Genomic DNA, 26566 nt, shown 5'->3' with positions numbered 1-26566 from the left:
GATTGAGGGACACAAAAGAATCACGCAAAGAAACCCCCACAAACGATGGTAACGCATCATTTGTGGGGATTCTTTTTATATGGCTTGCAGTAAGTCGTATTGTGATTGATACAAATGGTGGTACAAGCCTTTTTGTGCCATTAGCTGATCATGGTTACCAGATTCAGCGATCGTTCCCCCCGCCACGTAAAAGATTCGATCAGAATTTTTGATCGTGGACAGCCGGTGAGCAATGATAAAGGAGGTTCTGCCTTCTAACAGCTTCAACAATCCTTCTTGCAGCAATTCTTCTGTCTTCGTATCGATACTTGAGGTCGCTTCATCTAAGATCAAAATTTTTGGATCAGCCAACAACGCTCGGGCAAAGGAAATCAGTTGCCGTTGCCCTGCAGATAAAGTGCTTCCTCGTTCTTCGACGACGGTTTGATAGCCGTCTTTCAACTCCGTGATAAAGTCGTGAGCACGGACGATTTTCGCTGCTTCGATGATCTCTTCTTCTGTTGCATCTAATTTTCCATAGCGAATATTCTCTATGATCGTTCCTGAGAAAATAAAAGTATCTTGCAGCATGACCCCCATTTGTGAACGCAGCGATTCCAGCGTCACGTCACGAACGTCCATCCCATCTACTTTAACACTGCCTTCATTGACATCATAAAAGCGGCTCAGCAAATTGATGATCGTGGTCTTCCCTGCACCAGTAGGGCCAACCAAGGCAATGCTTTCCCCGGGTTCGATGTGGAAATTGACATCAGAAAGAATGTTTTTGCCTTCTTCGTATCGGAAGGTCACGTGTTCAAAATCAACGGTCCCTTTCATCGTCGGCAATACTTTTGCATCTGGTTTGTCTTCGATATCTGGGACTTCATCCATCGTTTCAAAAATCCGTTCAAGATAGGCTGTTGCTGTAATCAAAGAATTATAAAAATTCCCGATATTGATGACTGGATTCCAGAAATTATTGATATAACTGATAAAAGCGATCAGAGTACCTGTGCTGACAGCGACACCAATTTGGCGAATGCCGACAAAATAAATCAAACAAGTCGTAATGACTGAAATGTTTTGCACCCCAGGCCACATGAGAAACTGAATTTTGACAGCTTTCATCCAGGAAGTCCGATAATCATTGCTGACTTCTTGGAAAATCTCTGCATTTTCTTCTTCCCGTGCGAAGGATTGGGTAATCTTGATGCCGGCAATACTTTCATGAATGTAAGCATTTAAATTGGACTGTTTATTACTCAACTCCTGATAGGCTTTGCGCTGGTTATTTTTGATTACCATCACCATGATGAACAAAATTGGCAGCAACGCAAGGGAATATAGGGTCAATTTGAAGTCGATCGCAAACATAAAGATCAAGGTGATGATGACGTTGAAAACATCGGAAATCAAATTGATCAGGCCATTACTCAACAGGTCACTCAGTGTATTGATGTAGTTTACGATGCGGATCAAGATCTTGCCATGGGGCCTTGTATCAAAATAAGAAAACGGCAGCCGCTGCAGATGTTCAAAAATATCAAAGCGCATATCCTTCAAAACATCTTGCCCAATATTCGTGATATGGTAAATACGATAACGCATGCAGACGCCAATAACGATCAAGGTCACTAAAAAGGCAGCTCCTAAAAGCAGCAATTGATTGACATTTTTCTCAGGAATCGATGAGTCGATAGCGATCTTCGTGAAAACGGGCGCCAGCATTCCTGCTAAGTTTGCTAGGATGATCGTAAATAGTACTTTTCCAATACTTTTTTTATACGGTACGACGTATTGGGACAAACGCTTGAAATCCTTCCAGCTAAATTCCTGGTCTAATTCCTCATCCACATCAAATTTATTTCTCGCCATCGTCTTCACCTCCTGACAAACCTAATTGTTTTTGATACACTTCATAGTATTTACCTCGCAGTTTGACAAGTTCTTCGTGGGTGCCTTGTTCAACGACCCGCCCTTTTTCCATCATCAAGATCTGATCGGCTTCTCGAACGGAGGAGATGCGATGCGCAATGATGAACGTCGTTTTCTCTCCTGTTAATTTTGTCAGCTCTTGTTGGATCTTCGATTCTGTCTCCATATCGACGGCAGACGTCGTGTCATCCAAAATCAAGATCGATGGATCTTTGGCTAAGGCCCTCGCAAGAGAGATCCGTTGTTTTTGTCCGCCAGAAAGTCCGACGCCTCGTTCACCGACAATCGTCTCGTAGCCTTGAGGCATTCGAGAAATAAAGGTATCTGCATCGGCGACTACGGCCATTTGCCGAATAAAGCCTTCATCTGCTAAAGGATTTCCAAAAGCAATATTGTCAGAGATGGTATTAGAAAACAAGAAGACATCTTGCATCACCATTGAAATGTTTTCCCGCATTTGGCGCACAGGATACTCTTTGGCATTTTTTCCATCAATCAATACTTCCCCTTCAGTCGGGTCATAAAAACGTCCGACTAAATTCACTAAGGTCGTTTTTCCTGAGCCGGTTTCGCCTAAAATCCCTAACGTTTGTCCCGGCCCGATGGTGAAGTTGATGTTTTCCAACACATTTTGATCCGGGTCATCTGAAAAGTGGAACGAGACATCTTTGAATTCCACAAACCCATTGATCGGTTCTAATTTTTCTTGTTTGTGAACCGGTATTTTCGATTCTTGTGCTAGCATTTGTCGAATTTTGATACAAGCTGCAGAAAATCGCTGAACATCGTTGATCAACCAACCGCTCATACGCATAGGGTTATTCAACATCCATAGATAGCCATTAAATGCAACGAGATCACCTAATGTCATCTCCCCATTGATTACGAAAATTCCGCCTAAGACTAAGGCAATGACTGACAAACTTCCTGCTAAGCCATCAAGCCATGGCAGATAAGTGCGGGAAACTTTGGCAGATGCCATGTTGCGGGTCTTAAAATCTTCGTTGTACGAGCGAAATTTTTCGATCTCAAAATTTTCACGAGCAAAAGCTTTCACCACCCGATTGCCGCCAATATTTTCTTCTACCATTGAGTTCAAGCGCGAAAAGCTCTCACGAATATCAAAAAACAGTGGGTGTGCTTTTTTAGACATGCGATTCGTCAACAGAAAAATGATCGGTGTGACAGCCACCAATGTCAACATCAATTTCCAATCAATAAAGCTCATGACCACCACCGCAGAAAAGAACCACAAGATACATTCAGCGATATTATAGGTCACCCAAGAAACAAAGTGGCGTATGGCATCAGTATCCCCGGTCATTCGTGCCATAATATCTCCAACCCGTGTGTGATTAAAAAAGTCGAAATCCAATTCCTGCAGTTTCTGATACAAGTCTTCCCGTAAATCGTATAGCGTATTTTGTCCGACCCGTTCAAATAAAATTTGATAACTATAGCGGACAATGGTGCGAATGACGGTCGTTGCGATCATGATCAACAGTAATGGAATCAATAAGTGCGTTTTTTGCTGATTGATGACATCATCGATCACCATTCCTCCCAAGTACGGATTAACAATGATCAGCGCTGCATTGATCACTAAAAACAGGATCGCCAATATGATTTTTCCGCGGTTCTTTTTGGCATAGCGCCAGATCCATTGTGTATTACTCATCTAATTCCCCCTCTCGTTGTTAAGCTTAGCGTTTTGAAAAGCGATTTGAATGGTTTTTCTTACTCATTTTGATGTAAAATATTAGTAAGAAGCACCATTCCCTTTTTTTATCGGAGATGGGCACCCAATTGGAGTGAATCAGCCATGAATTTAGTTAACCCTCGAACCTTCAATCCCGAAATCATCTATCTCTTTGACCCATGGACGCAAGCAGAAAGTCATGGAGAAATGCACCATCATGACTTTTTAGAAATCAGCGTCTTGTTAGAAGGAGAAAGTACGTATTATTTTGAAAAAGAACCAGCGAAGAAAATTCGTGCTGGCAGTGTCATGCTTTTTAATCCTGGTGTCGACCACTGCGAGTTACAGCCTAAAGGCACTCGCTCCCACCAGTTGCATATTGGACTGAAGAATATTTCCTTGGAAGGATTCAAGCGAAATTTTTTCCCCAACAAGCACCCATTGTTAGAATTAGGCAAATACCATCATCAAGTTTTGGAAAAAGCGTGGCAGTTGGTGCGAGAAAGCAGTGAAGAGCGGGATGAGTTTCAGTTGATGCAAAAAGCTGTCTTGATGGAGATGCTCGTCTATATTTTACGCGGACTAAATGAAGACCACATCAATGTCGTTCCTTACCTTTCCAAAAGCCAAAGAAGACAACAACAAATCGTCAACTATACCGTCTATTATTTGGAAAATCATTATAAAGAAGAAATCACCTTGGAAAAACTGGCACAAGATCAATTTCTCAGCCCGACGTACCTTTCCAAGATTTTTAAAGAAGCGACAGGGGTCAGCCCCATTAACTATTTGATAGAAATCCGCCTAAAACGCGCCAAAGACATGCTAAAAAATGACAACCTCACGATCAAGGAAGTCGCCTCTGCAGTTGGCTATCAAGATGCCTATCACTTTAGCAAGTCTTTTAAAAAACTTTATGGCGTCTCTCCTTCTGGGGTGTTGCCAAAACCAAAAAATTAAAAAGCAAGCCAATGATTCTTCACTCGAAGAAAAATCATCGGCTTGCTTTTATTTTTTATTCATTGAATAAAATAGTTCATAAAAAGACTGGCAATATTGAAATAGATCAAAACACTGGTCAAATCACTGAGGGTCGTAATAAACGGACCGCTCGCCACTGCCGGATCAAACCCAAGCTTATCCATTAGCATCGGAATCAAACTTCCCGCTAAGTTGGCTACTGTGATGGCACACATCATAGCCATCCCGATCACAAACCCTAGAATCGGATTTTGTTTCCAGACAGCCACAATAGCAAAAATCGTCAATCCGGTAATAGCTCCTGTGAAAAGTCCTGTAAGCACCTCACCGACCACTGTTTTCATAAAGCTATTTTCTTTATCATCATTGATCGCCAAGCGGCGTACGGCTACCGCTAAAGATTGGGTACCGGCATTGCCGGCAGTTCCGGTGATCAGTGAGATAAAGACGGCGAGAATACTTGCTTCACTAACTAACTCTTCATAATGGCTGATTAAACTGGCGGTTGCCATTCCGAGAAAGAGTAAGGTGATGAGCCAAGGTAACCTTCTCGAAGAAGCTTTGATCGGGTTTTCACTGACTTCTTCTACATTGACCCCTGCCAAACCCGAGTAATCACTGGCTGCTTCATCATCGATAACGTCGATGATATCATCGACGGTCACGATCCCTAATAGGTGATCGTCATAATCGGTGACTGGCAATGCGAGAAAGTCATAATCCCGGAAGGTCTGAGCGACATCCTCTTGGTCATCTCCAACATGAACCGACATCACCCGCTCGTTCAAAATATCAGCAATCATGGTATCTTCATCATTGATGATCAAGTCTCTTAAAGAAATAACGCCCACAAGTTTGTTGTCGGTATCCACGACGTAAATATAATAAATCGTCTCAGCAACATCTGCGGCATTTTTTAAGACATACATCGCTGAACGAACCGTTTGGTTGGCAACAATGGAAACAAACTCGGTTGTCATCAATGATCCAGCTGTTTCATCTTCATAATGCAATAGTTCTTTGATCTCGCTAGCGGCTTCAGCAGTCATCAGACTCAAATATTTGGCCGTTTGTTTCTTGTCCAATGTATTCAGTAGATCGACAGCATTATCGGTATACATCTCTGCTAACATCGTTGCAGCATATGCCGGCCGCATTTCTGAAAGATAGTCCACCATGTTTTCATCGTCTTCTTCAATGACGTCAAACATGTCTGCCAATTCTTTCGGCGATAGATACGTATAGACGATTTGTCGATCGTCTGCTTCTAGAGATTGGTAGAATTGACCCTGCTCGTAGATATGCAGATCCAAGAATGCCTCACGAAATCCCTGGATATCATTGTCTTTTAGTGCTTGATTCAGTTGATCAAATCGTTCGGTTAATTCTTGATTTTCATCCAATCTCTTCACCTCATTTGTTATTGCTTATCGATAGCTGAACAAACAGCGGCCATGTCTGCAGGTAAAGGCAGTTCAAAAGCCAACGGTTCATTCGTAAAGGGATGCTGGAATTGCAGCTGACAGCAATGAAGTGCCTGTCGTCTGATCCCAAAAGCCATTGGTCCCCCATACATCTCGTCTCCTAGTAAGGGACAACCGATTGCAGAAAAATGGACCCTTATTTGATGTGTCCGGCCTGTGTGTAGTTGAATGTCGACTAATGCGCAATCTGAATTGCGCTGTTTTAGCCAATACTCCGTACGTGCCTCTTTTCCTTCTTCACTGACCTTGCGTTTCAAAAGCGAGGTCAGGTCCCTAGCGATAGGCAAATCGATCTCGCTATGGGCGGATAATGCGGAAAGATCTCCCGCAACGAGGGCTTGATATTTTTTAACAACTTGCTTCTTCCGTAACTGGCTATCCAGCTTCGCATGGGCAAAGCCGTGTTTTGCAAAAAGCATCAATCCTGATGTGTCACGGTCTAAGCGAGTCACTACATGGATCACTTGATCTTCATAGTGTTGCGCTTGATAGTAGGCCTTGACTCGATTGGCCATCGTGCCAGTCGGATGATATTGCGCAGGAATCGATGAGATGCCAGCCGGCTTATTCACGATTAACAGATGGGCATCTTCATACACAATCTCAATAGGTGTCGGATCAGCCAGCATCGTTTCATGTTCCCCTTCAGGAGGAATTACAATAGTTACCCTATCATTTTGCGCCAAAGAAAACAAGACGTTTTGCTCGTGGTCGTTCACAAATATCTTTCCGCCTTGAAATTTTATTTTCGCTAGCAGACCTTTGGATACTCCTTGTTCCTTCAAAAAATATTTGACTTGCTGCCCTTGTCCGGTATATTGATACGTAAATTCCATGAGTTTATTCTTCTCCAATAAAGGAATCTTTGACACGATTCCAAAAATGCATATGCCGATAAGACGCAAAATGAATCCGTTCATCGGCAATCCGGTAATAGATTGCGTCGATTTCTTCTTGCTCGATGGTAAATTGATCAATCGTCACTAAATAGTCGGTACTTTGTTGCAGTTGCACTTTGACCCACTCGTGATGACCCACGACGATCGGTGATCCAAGTGTCCGAAAGACGCGATTGTTCAAAGAAGCAATCTCTGCTAATTGAAACGCATTGATACTTGGGTGCAATACTGCCCCACCAACACTTTTGTTATAGGCAGTTGAGCCGGTTGGCGTTGAGATCGAGAGGCCATCCCCGCGAAACTTTTCAAAGAGGTCTTCTTTAATAGAAATATCGGCAACCATGGTGCGATTGCCGCGTTTGATCGTTGATTCGTTCAATGCCAGGAAATGCTTGTCTGGTTTGCCATTTGCATAAGTGATTCGGACATCCAATAAAGGATAACTGACACTCTTTTGATGGTCATTGCATAAAGACTCTACCAATTCATCCAATTCATAGTCACGCCAATCTGTATAAAAGCCGAGGTGTCCCGTATGGACCCCTAAAAATTGTACTTGGTCTAACTTATGGTTGAACAAGTGAAAAGCAGAAAGAAGCGTACCATCTCCACCAACAGAGATCACTAATTCAGGGTTCTCTTGATCGATCTTGTTTTCAGACTGCTCCAGGAGGACAGTTAAACGCTTCGTCACTTCTACTGACTTGCTTTCTTGATTATGGACGATTGCCACGCGGATGCCTTTCATTCTGATTCCTCCTTCGGCAACTTGGGCGTGTCATGTCCGCCGCGTTTGCCTTTCCCATGAGAAAACAACCGCTGTGCCTCTTGGATCTCTTCACGAATATTAGACATCTCTTCATCTAGCTGGTAGGCTGCTTCTGCCGAACGTCGTAGTCGCTCGCTAATTTCATCGGGAAATTCCCCTTGGTATTTGTAGTTCAATGAATGTTCAATCGTTGCCCAAAAGTTCATCGCCAGTGTACGAATTTGTACCTCTGCTAAGATAATTTTTTCTCCATCGATCAATTGAACTGGATACTCGATCACCAGATGATACGAGCGGTAACCACTGACTTTTTTATTGGTAATATAGTCACGTTCAATAATGACTTTCATGTCTTTACGTGTCCGCAACAGTTCAACGACTTGGTGAATGTCTTCCACAAACTGACACATGATTCGCAAACCGGCGATGTCAGACATTTCTTCTTCAAGACGATCCAGTGCGATTCCTCGTAATTTGCTTTTTGTTAAAATGCTATCTACTGGCTTGACACGCCCCGTGACAAATTCAATGGGAACATGTTTGTTTTGTTCCCGATATTGTTTTCTTATGCCTCTTAATTTTACTTTTAATTCTGAAACCGCCTGTTCATAAGGCGCTAAGAATTCTTCCCAATCTCGAATCATTCTTCTCCCTCGATTCTGTTCATAACATACCTCTTATTCTACCATACTCTTGGAATAAAACTGAATGGACAGAAGTGCAGAAACAAAAGATTTTTTTGTCTGCCCCAATCGTTTCCGCTTTTCTTTGTTTAGTTTCTTTGACGGAATAGCTGAAACAGCGTACACTATGTTTGCAATAGAAAGAGAGTGAAAATCAATGGTCGAACAAGTAGAGATTGAATATAAAACAATGTTGACGGAAAAAGAATACCACCAGTTGCTTGCTTATTACAAATTGTCAGAAAAAGCCTTCAAGACGCAAACCAATTATTACTTTGATACGCAAGACTTTAAACTGCGAGAAAAGCATTTTGGCTTACGCATTCGCACGACTCCTACCAATGCAGAATTAACGCTAAAGACCCCCATTGAACACGGTCTGTTAGAAACGACTGATCCTTTGACAATCGAAACCGCAGCGTCATTGATCGCGTCAGAAAAAATTTTAAAAACAGGTGTGGTTGCTCAACGCTTAAAAGCAGCGAATATCGAACCTGATTCATTACACATGATCGCAGCATTAAAAACGAAACGGGCGGAATTTCCGATCAATGAAGGATTACTTGCTTTGGATGAAAGCTGGTATGGTCAACAGCATGATTATGAGTTAGAGCTAGAAGTCAGTGAGCCAATTCAAGGAAAATTTGCCTTTCAATCGTTATTGCATTCTTTTGGTGTTCCTTACCGACCAGCAAAAAACAAGATCATTCGAGCCGTTGAAGAAAAATCATTGTAGGATGCCCTTTTGCTTACTTTTTTCGCGTTTTTTTGCTATATTTAATAAAACATACTTATTTTGTTTTTCAAGTTACTCAAGAATCTTAATTGGGGAGAGATTCAAATGATCGAACTTTTTTTATTTATTAATCCGATTGGGCCTATTTGTTATGATATCGAAAAAGAGATTCTCAACAAATTAAACACGAGCCGCAAAAAAATCCATTTGCAGATCCTGCCTTTCGTTAACTTGTTTTCCGTAGGTGTTTCAATGGACTATTTGTCCATGAATAAGGCGGATTTGGTCTTGCGAAATGAACAGACCAACCAAATCTATGCTGCGTCATTGGATTATAAAGCAGCCCAGTTGCAAGGAAAAAAAATTGCTCGGGATTTCTTATTGAAATTGCAACAACGGATAGGGATCGAAAAACAGGAATATTGTGACACCTTAGTGAAAGATCTATTTTCAGAAACGAATGGTGATTTAGAGATGTTCCTAGAAGATCGTACATCTGAGTTAGTGAAAAAGAACTTTGCCACCGATCAGAGGGTAGCGAAAGACATGGGCATCACGATCACACCTTCTGCTGTGGTGTATGATTTTTCAAGTGAAGAAGAATATGGGGTCCTTTTAGAAGGATCAGAGGAACTGAGAAGTCTTCCTCTCGTCTGTGGTACAGCAACAGAACTCGATACATTTATGCAAAAAGCTCAGTCTTTGAAAGCACCAAAACTTTCCACTATTCATGAAATTGATCGAGGGTTGATTCTTTTATGAAACCCTATTCAATAGCGACGCTGCGCAGCGAGCCAAACGATGATCTTGTGTTTGGCTCGCTGCGCAGCGTTTTTCATTGCGGGAGGAACAAAAAAAAACAAACCAATCCTTTTCGGACTGGTTTGTACTCTTTTCAATTATGCTTCGATTTCTTTTACGAGTTCTTCCAATTCATTCAAGCGTTGCTCAAATACTTTCATTGCATCTTCAATATAATCTGCTTTCGTCATATCTACGCCTGCTTTTTTCATGACTTCGATTGGATAATCACTACGTCCGGCTTTCAAATAGTTCAAATAGTTAGTTAAGGCATCCGGTTCGCCAGCTAAGATTTTCTTCGCCAAAGCAGAAGCTGCCGAAAAACCAGTTGAATATTGGTAAACATAGTAATTGTAATAGAAATGCGGAATGCGTGACCACTCAAGACGAATCTCCGGATCTTTTTCAACTGATGGTCCGTAGTATTTTGCATTTAACTCGGCATAGTTCTCGCTTAAGAATTCACTGGTCAACGGCGTTCCTTTCGCATCTTCCACGTGCATGAAGTGTTCAAACTCGGCAAATTGCGTTTGACGGAAAATCGTTCCTTTGAATCCATCAAGAAAATGATTCAAGACATAGGCTTTGACCCGCGGATCAGTCTCAGTCCGAAGCATGTATTCCGTTAAAATATTTTCATTCGTGGTTGAAGCGATTTCTGCTAAGAAGATCGAGTAATCCCCATAGGCATAAGGCTGGTTATTCCGTGTGAAGTAACTATGCACACTGTGTCCCATTTCATGAACGAGGGTAAAGAGTTGATCCAATCGATCATTCCAGTTCATTAAGATATAAGGCAGTGTGTCATAAGCACCTGAAGAATAGGCACCACTGCGTTTGCCTTTGTTTTCAACGACATCGATCCACCGATTGCTGAAGGCTTCTTCAACTACAGCTAGATACTCTTCCCCTAATGGTTTTAGCGCTTCTTTCGCTTTTTCGACTGCTTCTTCATAGGTATAGCGAATCGGTGCTTCCCCTAAAATCGGCGTGTACACATCATACATATGAAGCGTGTCGACAGCCAACAGGCGTTTTCTTAATGCCATATATCGGTGTAATAATGGCAAATGCTGATTAACGACGTCCACTAAGGTATCATAGACACTTTCAGGAATATGATTGGCACTCAAAGCGGCTTGGCGTGCCGAGTCGTATTTACGGGCTTTGGCTTTAAAGTTGTGGGCTTTGATATTCGTACTTAAGGTTTGGGCAAAGGTATTGCGGAATTGCTCATAAACGCCATAGAGACCTTTAAAGGCCGCTTCCCGAACAGACCGATCCGTGCTTTCCATCAACTCACCGTATACACCATGAGATAGCTGTACTTTTTCCCCGTTTTCGTCTTCAACTACTGGAAAATCCAAATCAGCATTGTTTAAAACAGAAAAAATGTTGCCGGATGCTCCAAAAATTTCGCCTGCTCCGGCCAATAGCGCTTCTTGATCGGCAGGCAAAACATGGGGCCGCTCGTTAATAGTTTTTTCGATCATATGACGATAAACAGCTAGTTTCGGTTCTTGATCGAAATAGCCCCAAATCGTTTCATCGGACATCGTCAATAATTCGGGATCAAACCAAGCAACGGCTTCACTTACTTGCGCAACTAAACTGCTGGCTTTCGCATATAAGCCTTGATAAGTCGTATTAGCGGTATCTTGATCATTTTTCAAATGACTGTAAACATACAGTTTCTCTAAACGGCGAGAAAGATCTAAGACAAATTCTAAAGCGGATAGGAAGGCTTGTGGCCCATCTGCTAAAGTGCCTTGGTAACTGCTAGCTTCTTTAAGCTGTGCTTGGATTTCTTGAAATTCTATGTCAAAAGCCGCATCATCGGCATAGATTTTCGTTAAGTCCCACGTTTTTTCGACTGGAATCGATTCACGTGCTGGTAATTGTTTTGTTTCTGACATTCCCTTCACTCCTTGTTCATTGGTTAAAAATATCTTATCACACTTTTCAGCGAAACCAAATCATTGGCTTGAAAAAGAAACCGAATTTTCTAAATATTGGCATTCTTGAAAGATTTCTCTCAATATTTCTCTTTGATCAAGCAAAGGAAAGCACCATTGCCAATGCAGCTTCCTCAACTGAATCAACCACTGTTCAAAACTAATGGGACATTCACTTAAATAGAGAAAGCGAAAAATCAGTATGTGGTGTTCAAATAAAAAGCCAAACCGACTTTCACAATAGCACCAAAGAGGCAACTGTGAGACATTCCCATTCAACGGGTATACTATTTCTTGAATCTCTCTGATTTTAGGCAGTCTGTTTCGCAGTTTTCGAATCACCCACAAACGATAATCGACCGCTACCCATTCAATAGAATGGTGGGTATCTGATTCATCTGCTTCGTACAAAGGTCGAAGTGTCTCTTTCCTGTATGGCTCCCCTTTTTGTATAGCGCTTCGTCGACTGATTACCCCTTCTTGATAGTGCCATTTGATTTGGTGCAGCCGCACCAATGCCTGATTTCGCGTATCAATGAGCCACAAGCAAAAGCCAGTAGACTGATAAGTACAGCAGGCTTTTGCCAAAAGCGACCAATGGCGTTTCGGATACATTTTGGTCCCTAGGATCCACCAAGGCTGATAACCATTTGCTAAATAAGTGCTGGTTCGTTCCAGAAATCGTGAAAACTTGAGTGAAGAACACTGGACTTCAACGGCAATATTTTTGTAACAGAGATCAGGTCGCTGCTGAAGTTGCGGCAAGTAGGCTTCAAGTTCAATATCCATCTCTTGATACCATTCAAACAAAAGTTGTTTTGCTTCCAAGTGCTCCTTCGTCTCCCCTTCACTGTATGTCTGACAATCAGTGGTGGCTTGATGGGCAAAGTGGGACTGTCGCTTAAGTCCTTGCCTCAAAATCACTTCTTTCTGACAGCCTGGGCAATAAAAAGGGCCCGAGGATTTCTTTGCCCCTTTCGCTAGGATGACTTCTTTTCTTTGGTTCAACGCTTTCAACATCTGGCTCACCTCAATAAGAGGTACGCCAGATTCGTCAAACACAATTAAAAAAGCCAAAAACATTGTCAAAATGTCCTTGGCTGGAAATGATTTTCATTCATTAATCATTCTTGAAATAGAAACGAGTCAATTCAAGTGCATCGTTTTCCATGATCAACTCACCGTATTCTGATAAAACTTCGGGCGTCACTGAAGTCCTTTGGGCAAATTCCATCAAATAAGAAAGTGCATTTTCCACTTCAATATCAGTAATATCTGCATCCATAAATCGAATTTCAATATAATAATGATTGCCCATTTGGTAAAGATTGGTTGCAACGGAATCCAAATATACTTCGGATGCCAATTGAATCATATCTTCGAATCGCAACAACTCGAATACAAAACGATTGCCGATTTCTTCTGCTTGCTCTGACTCTTGTAATTGAGCCGCCACATGTTTTTTCAACATATCGGTAATGTCTTCATTCGCTTCATCGTTCATCTCATCAAAATTTTCCATTCCTTCTGGTGGAAGATTTTTGCTAATAAACAATTCTAACCCATCGCCTTTAGGCAAGACTTGGAAAGTTACAGCTTCACTGCCTTTAAATTCTTCGTCAATATCAACTTCTTCAAGAATACTGTAAAAGAAGTTTTCAATTTCATTGTGATTTCCTAGAAGGTCAAGAAAAGTGATGCCTCTCGCAGCTAAGTCTTCACTTTTGATCAATACACGAATGGTGTTCTCATTGATATGTTCCATTTCCATATTAGCTACACCTCACTTTTGCTACTCACTATAGGTTCATTGTATCGAAACCTGATAAAAAGTAAAGAGAAAACGAATATCCTCTTAAGAAAAACGTAAAAACTCAAAAAAAGACTCACTTTCTACGAGAAAGCGAGTCGATGAAGTCAAATTTATAAGCCTGCCATTAATTGCGCTTGTCTTAGTTCCAGTTGGCGAACATCCCTAGGTAAGAACCGACGAATTTCATCTTCGTTAAACCCAACTTGCAATCGTTTTTCATCGATCATAATTGGCCGACGCAATAATCCTGGATTTTCTTGAACAAGTGTCAATAAATCTTTTAGGGGCAGGTCATCTAGATCCATATTCAACTTTTGGAATACTTTGGATCTGGTGGAAATAATTTCTTCTGTGCCATCTTCTGTCATTTGTAGAATTGCCTTAAGCTCAGAAATATTTAACGGTTCTGAAAAAATATTTCTTTCAACAAAAGGGATTTCGTGCTCTTGTAACCACGCACGAGCTTTGCGACAAGATGTGCAACTTGGGGAAGTGTATAGTGTCAACAACGTGCATCTCTCCTTTTTAATTTTCAATCAAGCAAGTCCTGTTCCCTCGCTTGATTTCAATTATACAGGTTTAACTAAAAAAAATCTAGTCTAAATCTCATATTTTTTAATAAAACTCGAAAGTTATATTAAAAGCGAAACCTTTTAGGCAAAAGGTTTCACTCAAAAAGTTTATTTTTAAATGAGAAAAATCAAATTTTTTTTTAATATTACTTCTTTTATACAACAGTGTGTCAAAGGTGTATCAAAAAGATGTCAGAATATTAAAATACTCTTTTAGTTGAATCCCGCGTTTTTTAATTTCCCCTCTGTAATTACATGTGTAATCAAAAAAATGGAGAAAAAAACCAAGTCCATGGCTCAATCGTTTTCAAAGGAAAAATTTCACGATCCCTTGTTGCCTTGGAAACGACAGGGCTACAATAAAAATATATGTTATTTTTTCCAGAGAAGATTCTCAACCAATGTCTTCATTCTTGATTCCATTGTATCACATTCCTTTTTAATCAGAAAACCATACAAGCATTTCTGTCATAATCGACAATAAAACAGTAGGAGAAATGAATATCTGCTTATAAATGAAAAGGGTTTCTCACAAAAATTTAGTGAAAAACGATCAACCTAAGAAACCCGTCTTTTATGCTTTTTCCTGACAAAGTATAAAAAGACTAGTGTTTTCTTGGATTGATCGTTCATTTCTTTCTTCTAAGGGAGAGAAGGTTCTCCATCACGAGCGAATTGCGCATCATGCAATGCGCGATAATGTCCCTTTTTCGCCATCAAATCTTCATGGGTCCCCTCTTCTAAGATGCCTTTATCACTAACGACAATGATGCGTGTCGCATGTTTGATCGTTGCGAGGCGATGGGCAATGATCAAGGTTGTACGGCCATCTGCCAAAGAATTCAATGACTCTTGAATCACTTGCTCGGTTTCCGTATCCAACGCTGATGTTGCTTCATCTAATATCAAAATCGGCGGGTTTTTTAAGAACATCCGAGCAATCGCTACCCGCTGCTTTTGACCACCGGATAATTTGACTCCTCGTTCACCGATGACCGTATCTAACCCATCCGTCATTTGATCGATGACCTTTTCTAAGTGTGCTAATTTGACTGCCTTTAAAATCTCTTCTTCTGTTGCATCAAGTTTGCCATAAGCAATATTTTCTCGAATCGTTCCCGGGAAAAGAAAGACATCTTGCTGCACAGTCCCAATCTGCTGACGTAAAGAAGCCAGGGTCATCTCCTGAATATTGATGCCGTCAATCGTAATGGCGCCTTCAGTGACTTCATAAAAACGCGGCAACAAGTTGCATAACGTGGTTTTCCCTGAGCCACTTTGCCCGACGAAGGCGATCGTCTCGCCAGCTTTGATCGATAAATCGATGTGATTCAAGACTTTCGTCGCATCCGCATAGGAAAAAGAAACATCTTGGTAGACGATATCCCCTTTTAATGATTGAACAGCCCGTGCCCCTGGTTTGTCTTTGATCGTCGGTTCTTTATCCAATTCTTCGGTCAATCGTTTGAAGCCAGCGATGCCTTTCGGATAGCTTTCAATCATCGTATTGACCTTCTCAATTGGTCTAACAAAGACATTCGATAATAAAATAAACCCAACAAACTGGCCATTCGTCAGTTCACCACGAATCACGTAGTAAGCACCAAAAATCAGAGCAAACAAGTTGATCAAGCGAATCAGAAAGTAATTATACGCTGAACTGATCGCCATTACCTTATAAAAAAGGATCTTCGATTGCCGATAGATTTCGCTCAATCCATCAAAGCGTTTATGTTCGAACGTTTCATTAGCAAACGATTGGGTCACTCGAATGCCGCTAACAGATGCTTCCACTCCGGCGTTGAACTCACCGAGGTTGTCATAGATCTGTGTATTGACTTTGGTCATTTTCTTATTGAAAAAAACCAAGGCAATCGTAATCAATGGAATCAACGCAAATGTCGCTACCGCTAATTGAACGTGCATATTCAACATCAATAGGAATGCCCCCACCAAAGTCATAATGGTAATAAAAACATCTTCTGGCCCATGGTGAGCGACTTCAGAGATTTCAAAGAGATCCGTGGTCAAGCGACTGATCAGCTTGCCGGTCTTTTGATTGTCATAATATTCAAAAGATTGGGTCTGCAGATGTCGAAACAGTTCTTGACGCATATCTGTCTCAATATTGACCCCAAGTTTATGACCATAAAAAACCACGATATATTGCAACACAGTATTGATCACATAAAACAAGAACAAGCCTAAGCAAGCCAATAGTATCAAGCGAAAGTTGTTCTGGGGCATGATCTTATCGATTACTTGGTTGACGGCAACGGGAAAGGCCAGTTCTAATAAACCAGCAAATACCGCACAAGTAAAATCTAGCATAAATAGTGACCGATACGGTCGATAATAACGAAAAAACCTTTTTAACACATTTCCCCCTCCTCAATAGCTATCATTATAAGCAACTCTCAGTAGAAATGCAAAATGAGAAACATGTGAAAATGGGTAAAATTCACTATAATTTTGAAAACCTATAAAGACGCGGATTTCTAAAAACAGTAAATAAAACCTTTATTTTACAGGGATTTTCCTCTTTTTTTTACAGGAATAATGGCTTATGATTGATTCGAAAACAAACTGAAAATTTTCACTAATTCTGAAAGGCGTGTCTTTTTTGATCACTAGTATTCTTTTTGATGTCGATGATACCTTATATGACCAGCAACAACCATTTCACAATGCCGTAACCTCATGTTTCCCACAAATAGCCCACAAAGATTTAACTGCTCTTTACTTACGGTTTCGGGTGCACAGTGATGAGCAGTTTGGACGGGTATTGGCAAATGAATGGACGCTAGATCATTTTCGTTATTTTCGACTGACCCATTCATTAACGGATTTAGGGTACTTACCTATTACAATAGAAGAAAGCTGTAAGTTTCAGCTGTGTTATGAACAAGAACTAGATGCCATCACACTGCATCCTGAAGTTGAGTCAACTTTGAACTATTTGTCCACATTGCCAGTCAAACTAGGAATTATTACCAACGGTCCCACTGACCACCAGCAAAAAAAATTGGATCAGTTGCAACTGACTCGATGGATCAAACCAGAGCATATGATCATTTCACAAGCAACCGGTTATCAGAAACCAGAGCTAGAAATTTACCAATTGGCAGAAACCGCCTTTGCTCTTGATCCAGAAACAACACTGTACGTAGGTGACAACTTTGATAATGATGTAGTGGGCTGCAAAAAAGCCGGTTGGCAAGCCTTGTGGTTCAATCATCGTCTTCGTCAGGCGCCTAATGGATTGGAAGATTTGCCCGATGTGTCGATCACTGCTTTCTCGCAGCTCCAAGAAAGTATTGACGCCCTCTTGCAGCTTCCTGCATACGCCTATAACTAAAAAACATGGACCTTCGCTTCAAGCGGGTCCATGTTTTTTTGAATGCTTAATGTTCTTCGCCGATACTCAAAATTAAGCGAATATCTTCTTCGGTCATTTGTTGAAGCTGGGTTTCATTGCCTTGGATCACTTTTTGGAAAAGCTCACGTTTTTCTTGTTGCAATGCATCCATTCGTTCTTCAATGGTTCCTTCGGCGATCATTCGCCAGACTTCGACTACATTTTTTTGACCAATCCGATGGGCTCGTCCAGCGGCTTGTTCTTCCACTGCTGGGTTCCACCATAAATCGTATAAAATCACTGTATCTGCACCAGTCAGATTTAGTCCAGTTCCTCCTGCTTTTAATGAGATCAAGAAGACATCTTTTTCGCCACTATTAAAAGCATTGACCATCGTCAAACGATCTTGCGGCGGTGTGCTGCCACGCAAATAGAAGGATTCAAACCCTTCCTGGGCTAATTCTTCTTCAATAATCGAAAGCATACTGGTGAACTGAGAAAATAGCAGGACACGACGGCCATTTTCTTTGGCTGCTAAGAGTAAATCTTTGACCTGCTCAAGTTTCCCAGAAGACCCTTCGTAGTCCTCCACGAATAATCGAGGGTCACAGCAGATTTGCCGTAGACGAGTCAAGCCAGCTAAAATACTGATCCGATTTTTGCGGAAAGACGTAGAATCCATTTGCGCGATTTCTTCTCGCATTTGTCGCAAATACGCCAAATAAATTTTCTTTTGTTCCTCTGTTAGGACACTGTAATAATTTGTTTCCAGCTTTTGCGGCAAATCATGTAACACAGATTTTTTATCTCTTCGCAAAATGAAGGGTTTGATCATTTTTGCAATTTCTTGTGTAGACAGTTCCTTAAATTTCTGCTTGTTGGGGAAAAAGCCTGGCATAATCATTTGGAACAAGGACCACAATTCTTCTAAATTGTTCTCGATCGGTGTGCCACTGAGGGCGAACCGCTGCGGAACTTCCAAGGATCGCAATGCCTGTGCCGTTTTGGTCGCGCTGTTTTTGACCATCTGTGCTTCATCTAAAATCAAACACGATAACTCTAGTGCTTGATAGGCATCAATGTCCTGACGCAAGCTTGCATACGAAGTAATTCGGACATCCGCTGATTGCGCCATCTGCGCTTCTCGCTCTTCTTTCGTTCCACTGATGACAGTCGCTGAAATTGAAGGTGCGAACCGTTTGATTTCTTGCTGCCAGTTGAATGTTAGACTGGCTGGTGCCACGATCAATGCATTCAATTTTTGATGCTCTTGTTTCTCAGAAAGCAAATAGCTAATGGTTTGGACGGTCTTCCCTAACCCCATTTCATCAGCAAGAATACCGCCAAATTGATAATGGCTCAACATTTTTAGCCAACGAAAGCCAACTTCTTGGTACTGCCGCAACTCAGCATGCAAGTTGTCTGGCAACTGTGCCTCAAAGTTTTCTGGATGGATCAAATCTTCCGTCATTTGCTGAAAACCTGTACTAAAACTCGCTTGATCGGCAAACTGTTCTTGCAGTAATAGCCCTTGATTCAATGGGACTTGGATTGCCCCGTTTTTCGTATCTAACGAGAGCCGTAATTTTTTGAGGGCAGCACTTGCTTCTTGAAACTCTTCCGACTCCAGCGAAAGAACTTGACCATTTTCTGTGGTATAAAATTGCGCAGATTGCAACAGACTCCGCAAAACATCGTTGATCTCTGATTCTTGAATGCCGCTAACATCAAACTTGATATCCAACCAAGAACCATTCTCTTCAATCACGATTTCTGGTCGATGATGCTGGGCATCAAGGTAGAGTTCCCGCAGCTTCTTGCCGATCCGCACTTCCCCTAATTGTCTCAAGACCGGGATCTCTCTCGTAAAAAAGGTATAGAGTTGCTCGCCTAGTGGTAGATTTTTTTGCCAATTTTTGCTGCTGGCTTGATAGCCAAAGGTTTCAATAATGGCTTCGATCCGTGCTTCTTGTTGGAAATCACGTAAAATCTCTGGATGATTTTCTGGCATGTATTGATGTTTTTCATCACTTGAAAAAACGACTTCTCCATAAGTAAAATCAACTTGTAGATCTACTTGACCTTTGATTTTCCGCAAGGAGAAAACTGCTTTCAATTCAGATTCTTCGATGTCATTTTGAACCTCAGGAGCCACTTGGACACGCCCAATTTTTCGCAAATAAGGCAAAACTTTCATAAAGAGATTCGCCAGCTCTTCTTTTGGATAATCAATGATTGGCTGTTCAAAACGTTTAAACAGCTGCTGCATCGTGACATAGATCTCCTTTTGCTCGACAGTCAATTCATAAAATGTTCCGTCCAACAGCCCCCAGTTATAATAACTAAGTAAGTGGTCGAAGTCTTTTACGAACTGCAGCGGAAAATGATCCGTTTCTTTTGTAACTGAAAACGTCAATGGTTCCCCCGATTGGAAGTCTACTTGGCTGACCTTGGTTTCACCAATGGTGATTTGCGTGTAGACATCATTGAATTGCAATAGCAGTTCTTTGCCGAATTCAACGGGCAGAAGCAAGTATTTTTTATCAAGTTTGCCATTGATTTGAATGCCCGCTTGCCCCATTAATTGTTGGGTTTGCGCGATTCCTGTCAATCGATTCAATAAAGCTCGATTTTTCTCATCAAAGGCATCCGCAGAAAGCAAAAAGGTCTGTTGCTTATTGGCCGCATATTGCTTGTTCTCTTGATACATCTGTAAAAATTTATAAATGTTTTTGACGACATAGGTCCTGGCCGTGCCGCGATGCCCGACCTTCAAAGAGACCCCTAAAATATCCATCTCTTGGTGATAAGGATTTGTCGCAATCGTATCTACCCGAAATTCAATCTGTAATGGTTTACTCGCTTCCTTTTCGCTGTCTAAGCGAGCAAAACCATTGGAAAACATCTCTGAAGCAGAAAAGGCCTTTTTGATGGGGGTTTGTTCATTGATTTTTCGTGTTTTTCCTTGTTGGCGTAAATAGAGTTCGACGGCCACCGTATGTTTGCAATAATGATGTTCTTCCCAATAGGGACATTGGCAATAATCCACTTCTTTGGCAGTAGCATCCAAAGTAACTAAATACAATTCTGTTCCGAGTACTTCTGCATGCCACACATTTTTTTCTTTATCCGGGGTGACAGACAGGACACGGCCTTCATTAAGATACGTTCTCCCCCGCTCGATTACTTTTTCTGGAATACTCCACTTCATAAGAGCCCTCCTCTCCTTATTCTTTTATTCGGATCCGGCTTTGCCCGCTGCCGTTGGTTTCTACGAAAACTTGCTGCAGGATCCTTGCCCGCAGTTCTCGAACATGACTGATGATCCCAATCATGCGCCCTTCATTTTCGATCATTTCTAATGCTTCCATCGCCATTTCCAATGATTCTTCATCAAGCGAGCCAAACCCTTCATCGATGAAAAGTGCTTCGATCTCAATCCCGCCAGCTCGTTGCTGGATCACATCTGCTAAAGAGATTGCTAACGCTAAGGCTGCAATAAAGCTTTCACCGCCTGACAGTGTATGTGCTCTTCTGACTTGACCGGCATTATCGTCATAGATGTCAATTTCTAAGCCTGTTGAGCTTCGATAGCTACCAACTTTATCCGCTAATTCAAATTGATAGCGGCCACGGGTCAAACGGGACAAGCGTTCATTGGCGACTTCTAAGATCTCCGTCAAAAATTGTTGCAACACATACCGTTCCAAGCTGGTTTTCTTCGTGTTTTCGCCATTGATGGTTTCTGCCAACTGTTGAAGTTGGCCTAATTGGGCAAGTTCTTCTACATTTTTCTGATAAATGACTTGCAACTCGTCAAATAACCGTTGATTGCTGTTGACCTTCTCCTGTTTGCGAACCGTTTCTTGCTGTAATTTCTCCATCACAGTCTGCAACTGAAGGTAGGTCGTTTCCAATTGGATTAAATCCATTGTCGCCTGCTCTTTTAATTGGGTATCTAGCAATATCAGACGCTGTTGAACAAACGCCGTTTCTTGCTCATAGGTTTTGATTTCTTCTGTCAGAAGGGTTGTTTGAGGAGCTTGGGCAATCAATTCCCGCATTGCTTCTTCAGTCATCGCTGCTTCTTGCAATCGTTGCATCAGCCGTTGTTCTGCTTTCGCCTTGGCGGCTTGCTTTTCTTCGAAAAATTGTTGTACATTCTTCAACTTCTCTGAAAGGATCGCTTGCTGCTCTTTGATCTGTGCTTCTTGCCGGGCATCCGCCTCGATTTGTTGCGTATATTCCCTTAGTAAAAGATGAATTGACGCTAAATCGGCTTGTAGTTGTTGGTAAGTAGCACCACCAAGTTGTTCTTGCAAAGAGGCCAATTTTCCTGCCGCAAGTTGGCGCGCTTCCTCGGCCTTTTTTGCTTGCTCACTGACTTGCTGATAGGATTCATCTAACTTTGTCAATTGCCCCTTTACTGCCTGATATGTTTTTTGCGCTGCTTCGTAAGAGGAGGCTTTTTGCTGATTGATAGATTGTCGTTTTTTTAATTCCTGTGCAATCGTTTCTTCAGTAAGCTTCTCTTGCGTTTCGAAAGGCTGTAACCTAGCGTATGCCTGCTGAACGTCGTTCCAAGCAGCAGCCGCTTGCTTTTCCGCCGAAACGCTTGTCGCTTGCCATTCATTGATCCGCAATAACGCTTGTTCTTGAAGCGTTTGATTTGCCGATACCTGCTGTTGGACTATCGTCAATTTTTCTTGCATTTGCTCAAGTCTTTGCTCACTCGCAAGAATGTCCTCAATGGGATAGGTCGTATGCTCCTGTGCATTCGGATGATCCAATGATCCACACACGGGACAAGGTTCATTTTCTTCCAATAAAAGACGAAGCCGCGCAATTTGCATCCGAGCATTTTGACTGGTTTCTTGTTTTAGCGTTTTTTGCAGCTCTAGCAAAGATGTTTCTAGTTGCTGTTTTTCAAGGACCAAATCCGAATGAATTTGTTGTTGTTCCCCTGTTTTTTGCTCTGCTTCACGAACCAGTGCCTTTGCTTGCTGCCATTTTTCAATTAGCAATTGTGTTTCAGCTAGTTTTAATGCTTCTGTTTGAAATGTTCTTAACGTTTCAATTTTTTCTACCAGTTGCTGCTCTTGTGTTTTGGTGTTAGCAAGCACTTGAGTAATTTTGGTCAATTTGCTCGTTTGCTGCTGTGCTGCTTTTTCCTGCTGTGCCACTTCTTCTCGCTGCTTTTCTGTGCGTTGCGCCAATGGAATCTGCTGCTGGATCTGTTGGCTTCTTTGATTGGCAGCTTCATGCTTTTTCTTAGTCTCTTCGATCAACGGTCTTTGTTCTTGCCAGCTTACTTGTTGCCGCTGAACATCTTGCAACAGCTGCTTCGTTTCGTCGATTTGCTGTGCTGCTTGCTGCGCTTCATTTACGCGTTCTTCTTTTTGCTGCATGATTTCTTGATGTTCAAGCGCCCACACAAGTTGAGTCAATCGTGCTTTTTTTTGATCGATCTCGTTTTTTTGGGCATTCAACAGTTGTGCTTTTTCTTGTAGTTCTTGCCATTCGATCCGAGCATTTTCGATTTCTTTTGCACGGTAAAAGGCATCTTGCGCAGCTTTCATTTCTTGCGTTGCCTGGTCTTTTCTCTGCAATAACTTTTGAAGTTGAATCTGTTGTTTCTCTAAATCTTGCGCCCATAAAGTCAGACATTCCGCAACCGTTAAAACTTCTTGCACTTCTTCCCATTCAAAACGCTCCATGATCTGCGAAGCGACTAGTTGCTGATGTTCAAGCTTTCTACTTTGTGCTTTGACTTGCTCTTTTAGCCATTCATTAAATTGCTGGTACATTTCTGTACCAAATAGATTTCGTAAAACCCGTTCTTTCTCGTTACTACTGGCAATCAGAAAATTACGAAATTCTCCTTGCGGCAACATCATGATTTGAAAAAACTGTTTTGCATCCAGCTGCAGCAGATCCTTGATAAACGCATCAACTTCTGTCCGTTTACTGATCTGCTTTTTCTCTTTGCCATCGGCGTCAAAAATCGTCAATTGAACTTTTGCCGTTTGGTTAGTGACACCGTCACCACGTTTTTTTGCTAACGTCTGTTCCGGTTTCCGTTGGATCTGGTAGGTAAAACGCTGATGTTCAAAAGTAAACGTGACGCTGGTCTCTTCGGTTGGTGAAGCAAACATCGATCGCATTTCTTTGCCTGAGCGCAGATTCCCCGATGTTTCACCGAACAAGGCAAACGTCATTCCATCGAAAATCGTCGTTTTTCCTGCACCAGTTTTGCCGCTGATCAAAAACAACCCGCCAGCTTGCAGCTGACTAAAATCCAATTTTTCATCAATGAATGGACCAAAATTTTTCATTTGTAAAGACTTCGGTTGCATGACTATTCCCTCTTTTCCACGACAAATGCTTCATTTAATCCTTGTTCGATCCATTTGGTTTGTGAATCGAGCAATGAATCTCCCGTCATTTCTTGAAAAAAATGACTGATCAAGGTCTGCGGGTCGGTTTCTCGTGTCGTTAGCTGTCTTTTTTTCGTCTGTTCTCGTCCATTCAACCGTTCGACAGACAAAATAAATGGATAGATTTTTCGCAACTGATTCATCATATTTGGAATCACAGCACGATCCGTCAGCAGAAAATGCCAAAACGCCTCACGATCCAGATCACGGTAAAAAACCGGATCGATCAACTCCTCAAAGGACGCCGTCAGCTGCTGGATATCCCTTTTTGGTGTCAGTGGAATAAATTCATTGGTATCTTTTACGGTATCAATAAGATAGATCCCTTTTTGGTTCGTCCGTTCAGAAAGGGAAAATTTCAGTGGTGAGCCGCTGTACCCGATATTTGGGTGTTTGAGAGCCGTATTGGCATGTAAATGGCCTAAAACAACCCGATCAAAAGGCGCAAAAGCGGTGGTCGGTACGCTGTCCAATCCGCCAACTTGAATTTTTGTTTCTGAATCTGTTTGGCTAGAACCCGCCACAAAAAAATGGGTCACTAGCACTTGCTTTTTGGACGAGTCAAAGTTCTTGGTCATCTCCTCAATGACTCTTTGGACACTATCAGAAATCTTCATTAATGGTTCATCAAAAAACAAGCGGGCCTCGATGGGTTCGAAATACGGTAGTAAAAAGAATTGTGTATCGTCAAACTCAACCGGGTGCAAACTTTGTTCGATGCTGGTGGACAGGTAAAAGCGTGTTTGTTGAAACCACTGACTGCCGGTTTCTAAACGAGTTGGACTATCATGATTTCCTGAGATAGCCAATAATGGCAGTTCATTCGTTAAATTGATTTCAGCGATTTTTTCATTTAGTAATTTGACTGCATCAACAGCAGGAACCGAACGATCATAAAGGTCCCCCGCAATGACGATGGCATCGACCTTTTCTGCTCTTGCTAGCGCTATGATTTGATCAATGATTGCTCGTTGGTCTTCCAGCAGATCATAGCCATGTAGTTTTTTTCCGATGTGCCAATCAGCTGTATGTATAAAGCGCATTTCTTCACCTTCTTAAAAAATATCCTTCCAATCATTATACCACTTTCCCTGATCGTTAGACATCTCTCTTCCAGCGAAATTTCATTTACCACCCATTTTTGATAAAAATAGCGAACACCTAACATCATTATGTTGAAATGTTTTTTCAATTATAAATTTATATCTTGAAATATAATTACACTTCATTTACAATGAGTGTGAAATCGAATTCAACAATCGCTTTCATCACTATTCTAAAAGAAAGGAGAAACGATATGCTTGCAATAGGACTCATGTCAGGAACCAGTTTGGATGGAATCGACGCTGCTTTAGTAAAAATCAACGGCTGCGGTATCGAAACTGACGTCCAGCTGATGGAAATGCTCACACTGCCCATTGATGAAGAATTGAAGGAACGAATAAAAACTGCTTGTGATCCGGTGGAATCAAATGTTCCCCTCATCTGCCAATTAAATACTGAATTAGGGTATCAATTTTTGAAAGCGTGTCAAATCCTCTGCCAAAAAGCCGGTATTGAAGAAAAAAGCATTGATTTTGTTGCCAGCCACGGACAAACGATCTGGCACTCCCCCGATGCTGATCCAGCGAAAAACAGCACCTTGCAAATTGGCGAACCTTCGATTATTGCTTATGGCTTACAAACGAAAGTCGTCGCCGATTTCCGAGTGATGGATATGGCTGCTGGCGGGCAAGGAGCGCCCCTTGTACCTTATACGGACTATCTGCTCTATCAATCAAACGATAAAAATCGTTTATTGCAAAATATTGGCGGCATCGGCAACGTTACGGTTCTGCCTAAAAATGGTGGCTTAAGCGAATTATATGCTTTTGATACAGGTCCAGGAAACATGGTCATCGATGAACTAATGGTTCAGCTATTCGGTCAGCCTTATGATGCGTTTGGCGAAACAGCCCGAGCGGGAGCAATTATACCCACCTTGCAAAAGGAATTAAGAACTCATTTTTATTTGTCCCAGCAACCGCCGAAAAGCACTGGACGTGAACAATTTGGCAAACATTTTGTGCAGCAGCTAATGACCGAATATCCCCAAGTAGCATCGGAAGACTTGGTGAGGACTTTAACCGATTTCACCGCATTTTCCATTGCTGACAGTTACCAAAGGTTCATTTTCCCTCAGTTGGGAACAAATGATATTGAAGTGATTCTTTCAGGTGGTGGCGCCCATAACCATCTGCTGATTGAGATGATCAAAGGCTATTTACCCGAAACAGTAGCCGTTGTAACACAAGATGACATTGGCGGTTCGAACGATGCCAAAGAAGCGGTGGCTTTCGCCATCTTAGGAAATGAAACCCTTCACAGCCGTGTCAACAATGCCCCTGCAGCAACCGGGGCAGCCCAAGGCGTGATTTTAGGAAAAATCATTTCGAATCCATGGGAAACAAAAATGTAAAACA

At 41.7% G+C, this 26566-nt stretch carries 19 protein-coding genes; 5 read left to right on the top strand and 14 right to left on the bottom strand.

The genetic code is table 11. The features are described from left to right. Nucleotides 1-75 precede the first annotated feature (75 nt). Both A5882_RS10950 and A5882_RS10945 read right to left on the bottom strand, forming a co-directional pair. Nucleotides 76-1857 (bottom strand): ABC transporter ATP-binding protein, encoded by a 1782-nt coding sequence (locus A5882_RS10950; protein WP_005236718.1) that lies wholly within the window; start codon nt 1855-1857, stop codon nt 76-78. Further along, a complete protein-coding gene (locus A5882_RS10945; RefSeq protein WP_016613253.1) occupies nt 1844-3595 on the bottom strand; it encodes an ABC transporter ATP-binding protein in 1752 nt (583 codons plus the stop codon). Before A5882_RS10945 ends, A5882_RS10950 begins: the two co-directional genes overlap by 14 nt. Nucleotides 3596-3739: 144 nt before the next feature. Here A5882_RS10945 and A5882_RS10940 point away from each other — a divergent pair, with 144 nt between their 5' ends. Further along, the gene (locus A5882_RS10940; RefSeq protein WP_005236722.1) at nt 3740-4576 is read left to right on the top strand and encodes an AraC family transcriptional regulator; all 837 of its coding nucleotides are present in this window, start codon (nt 3740-3742) and stop codon (nt 4574-4576) included. 59 nt (nt 4577-4635) lie between these two features. Here the strand turns inward: A5882_RS10940 and mgtE are convergent, their stop codons facing one another. Genes mgtE through A5882_RS10920 form a run of 4 tightly spaced genes read right to left on the bottom strand, consistent with a single transcriptional unit; the run spans nt 4636 to nt 8393 of the window. After that, a complete protein-coding gene (mgtE, locus tag A5882_RS10935; RefSeq protein ID WP_005229714.1) occupies nt 4636-6000 on the bottom strand; it encodes a magnesium transporter in 1365 nt (454 codons plus the stop codon). A gap of 17 nt (nt 6001-6017) precedes the next feature. Continuing rightward, nucleotides 6018-6917, bottom strand: a complete 900-nt coding sequence (locus tag A5882_RS10930) for an RluA family pseudouridine synthase (protein ID WP_034872214.1) — start codon at nt 6915-6917, stop codon at nt 6018-6020. Between the two features lie 4 nt (nt 6918-6921). Next, nucleotides 6922-7719 (bottom strand): NAD kinase, encoded by a 798-nt coding sequence (locus A5882_RS10925; protein WP_301280263.1) that lies wholly within the window; start codon nt 7717-7719, stop codon nt 6922-6924. Between the two features lie 5 nt (nt 7720-7724). Further along, entirely contained in the window at nt 7725-8393 is a 669-nt protein-coding gene (locus A5882_RS10920; RefSeq protein WP_005236729.1) for a GTP pyrophosphokinase family protein, read from the bottom strand. Nucleotides 8394-8589: 196 nt separating this feature from the next. Between A5882_RS10920 and A5882_RS10915 the strand changes: the two genes are divergently transcribed. After that, nucleotides 8590-9168, top strand: a complete 579-nt coding sequence (locus tag A5882_RS10915; protein WP_008379748.1) for a CYTH domain-containing protein — start codon at nt 8590-8592, stop codon at nt 9166-9168. Nucleotides 9169-9273: 105 nt separating this feature from the next. Further along, nucleotides 9274-9930 carry a DsbA family protein gene (locus tag A5882_RS10910; RefSeq protein ID WP_008379746.1) on the top strand — a complete coding sequence of 219 codons (657 nt, stop codon included), beginning with the start codon at nt 9274-9276 and terminating at the stop codon, nt 9928-9930. Nucleotides 9931-10067: 137 nt separating this feature from the next. Here the strand turns inward: A5882_RS10910 and pepF are convergent, their stop codons facing one another. The 5 genes from pepF to A5882_RS10880 all read right to left on the bottom strand — a co-directional run bounded on the left by pepF (nt 10068) and on the right by A5882_RS10880 (nt 16688). After that, complete coding sequence (gene pepF / locus A5882_RS10905; RefSeq protein ID WP_086372733.1) at nt 10068-11885, bottom strand: oligoendopeptidase F; 1818 nt, start codon at nt 11883-11885, stop codon at nt 10068-10070. Nucleotides 11886-11945: 60 nt separating this feature from the next. Continuing rightward, complete coding sequence (locus tag A5882_RS10900; protein ID WP_042890434.1) at nt 11946-12944, bottom strand: competence protein CoiA; 999 nt, start codon at nt 12942-12944, stop codon at nt 11946-11948. 100 nt (nt 12945-13044) lie between these two features. Then, the gene (locus tag A5882_RS10895) at nt 13045-13695 is read right to left on the bottom strand and encodes an adaptor protein MecA (RefSeq protein WP_005236753.1); all 651 of its coding nucleotides are present in this window, start codon (nt 13693-13695) and stop codon (nt 13045-13047) included. A gap of 152 nt (nt 13696-13847) precedes the next feature. Then, on the bottom strand, nt 13848-14246 hold the full coding sequence (gene spxA / locus A5882_RS10890) for a transcriptional regulator SpxA (protein WP_003127030.1): 399 nt from the start codon (nt 14244-14246) through the stop codon (nt 13848-13850). A gap of 705 nt (nt 14247-14951) precedes the next feature. After that, the gene (locus A5882_RS10880) at nt 14952-16688 is read right to left on the bottom strand and encodes an ABC transporter ATP-binding protein (protein WP_005236757.1); all 1737 of its coding nucleotides are present in this window, start codon (nt 16686-16688) and stop codon (nt 14952-14954) included. A 244-nt stretch (nt 16689-16932) separates the two neighbouring features. Here A5882_RS10880 and A5882_RS10870 point away from each other — a divergent pair, with 244 nt between their 5' ends. Further along, nucleotides 16933-17667 (top strand): HAD family hydrolase, encoded by a 735-nt coding sequence (locus A5882_RS10870; RefSeq protein WP_086299586.1) that lies wholly within the window; start codon nt 16933-16935, stop codon nt 17665-17667. 46 nt (nt 17668-17713) lie between these two features. On the opposite strand, the gene A5882_RS10865 is transcribed toward A5882_RS10870, so the two are convergent. From A5882_RS10865 to A5882_RS10855, 3 genes are read right to left on the bottom strand one after another with little or no spacing between them, the layout of a single operon-like run. Then, nucleotides 17714-20878, bottom strand: a complete 3165-nt coding sequence (locus tag A5882_RS10865) for a DEAD/DEAH box helicase (protein WP_086299587.1) — start codon at nt 20876-20878, stop codon at nt 17714-17716. 16 nt (nt 20879-20894) lie between these two features. Then, nucleotides 20895-24023: an SbcC/MukB-like Walker B domain-containing protein gene (locus A5882_RS10860; protein WP_016613243.1), complete on the bottom strand. Its 3129-nt coding sequence runs from the start codon at nt 24021-24023 to the stop codon at nt 20895-20897. A 2-nt stretch (nt 24024-24025) separates the two neighbouring features. Continuing rightward, on the bottom strand, nt 24026-25147 hold the full coding sequence (locus tag A5882_RS10855) for an exonuclease SbcCD subunit D (RefSeq protein ID WP_086372732.1): 1122 nt from the start codon (nt 25145-25147) through the stop codon (nt 24026-24028). A 254-nt stretch (nt 25148-25401) separates the two neighbouring features. On the opposite strand from A5882_RS10855, the gene anmK reads away from it, so the two are divergent. Beyond that, entirely contained in the window at nt 25402-26562 is a 1161-nt protein-coding gene (gene anmK / locus A5882_RS10850) for an anhydro-N-acetylmuramic acid kinase AnmK (RefSeq protein WP_086299588.1), read from the top strand. The last annotated feature ends 4 nt before the right edge of the window (nt 26563-26566 follow it).

Origin of the sequence: Enterococcus sp. 4E1_DIV0656 (assembly GCF_002140695.1) — a bacterium.
Lineage (GTDB): Bacteria > Bacillota > Bacilli > Lactobacillales > Enterococcaceae > Enterococcus_D > Enterococcus_D entomosocium.
The sequence above is the reverse complement of the archived record's forward strand: the minus strand, read 5'-3'. Positions and strand labels throughout refer to the sequence as shown.

What these genes read in the sequence shown, in the direction of transcription:
- A5882_RS10900 (WP_042890434.1), bottom strand. Translation starts at nt 12,944, where the DNA reads ATGTTGAAAGCGTTGAACCAAAGAAAAGAAGTCATCCTAGCGAAAGGG.
- pepF (WP_086372733.1), bottom strand. Translation starts at nt 11,885, where the DNA reads ATGTCAGAAACAAAACAATTACCAGCACGTGAATCGATTCCAGTCGAA.
- A5882_RS10855 (WP_086372732.1), bottom strand. Translation starts at nt 25,147, where the DNA reads ATGCGCTTTATACATACAGCTGATTGGCACATCGGAAAAAAACTACAT.
- A5882_RS10860 (WP_016613243.1), bottom strand. Translation starts at nt 24,023, where the DNA reads ATGCAACCGAAGTCTTTACAAATGAAAAATTTTGGTCCATTCATTGAT.
- A5882_RS10895 (WP_005236753.1), bottom strand. Translation starts at nt 13,695, where the DNA reads ATGGAAATGGAACATATCAATGAGAACACCATTCGTGTATTGATCAAA.
- A5882_RS10910 (WP_008379746.1), top strand. Translation starts at nt 9,274, where the DNA reads ATGATCGAACTTTTTTTATTTATTAATCCGATTGGGCCTATTTGTTAT.
- anmK (WP_086299588.1), top strand. Translation starts at nt 25,402, where the DNA reads ATGCTTGCAATAGGACTCATGTCAGGAACCAGTTTGGATGGAATCGAC.
- A5882_RS10940 (WP_005236722.1), top strand. Translation starts at nt 3,740, where the DNA reads ATGAATTTAGTTAACCCTCGAACCTTCAATCCCGAAATCATCTATCTC.
- A5882_RS10930 (WP_034872214.1), bottom strand. Translation starts at nt 6,917, where the DNA reads ATGGAATTTACGTATCAATATACCGGACAAGGGCAGCAAGTCAAATAT.
- A5882_RS10915 (WP_008379748.1), top strand. Translation starts at nt 8,590, where the DNA reads ATGGTCGAACAAGTAGAGATTGAATATAAAACAATGTTGACGGAAAAA.
- A5882_RS10865 (WP_086299587.1), bottom strand. Translation starts at nt 20,878, where the DNA reads ATGAAGTGGAGTATTCCAGAAAAAGTAATCGAGCGGGGGAGAACGTAT.
- A5882_RS10945 (WP_016613253.1), bottom strand. Translation starts at nt 3,595, where the DNA reads ATGAGTAATACACAATGGATCTGGCGCTATGCCAAAAAGAACCGCGGA.
- A5882_RS10950 (WP_005236718.1), bottom strand. Translation starts at nt 1,857, where the DNA reads ATGGCGAGAAATAAATTTGATGTGGATGAGGAATTAGACCAGGAATTT.
- A5882_RS10920 (WP_005236729.1), bottom strand. Translation starts at nt 8,393, where the DNA reads ATGATTCGAGATTGGGAAGAATTCTTAGCGCCTTATGAACAGGCGGTT.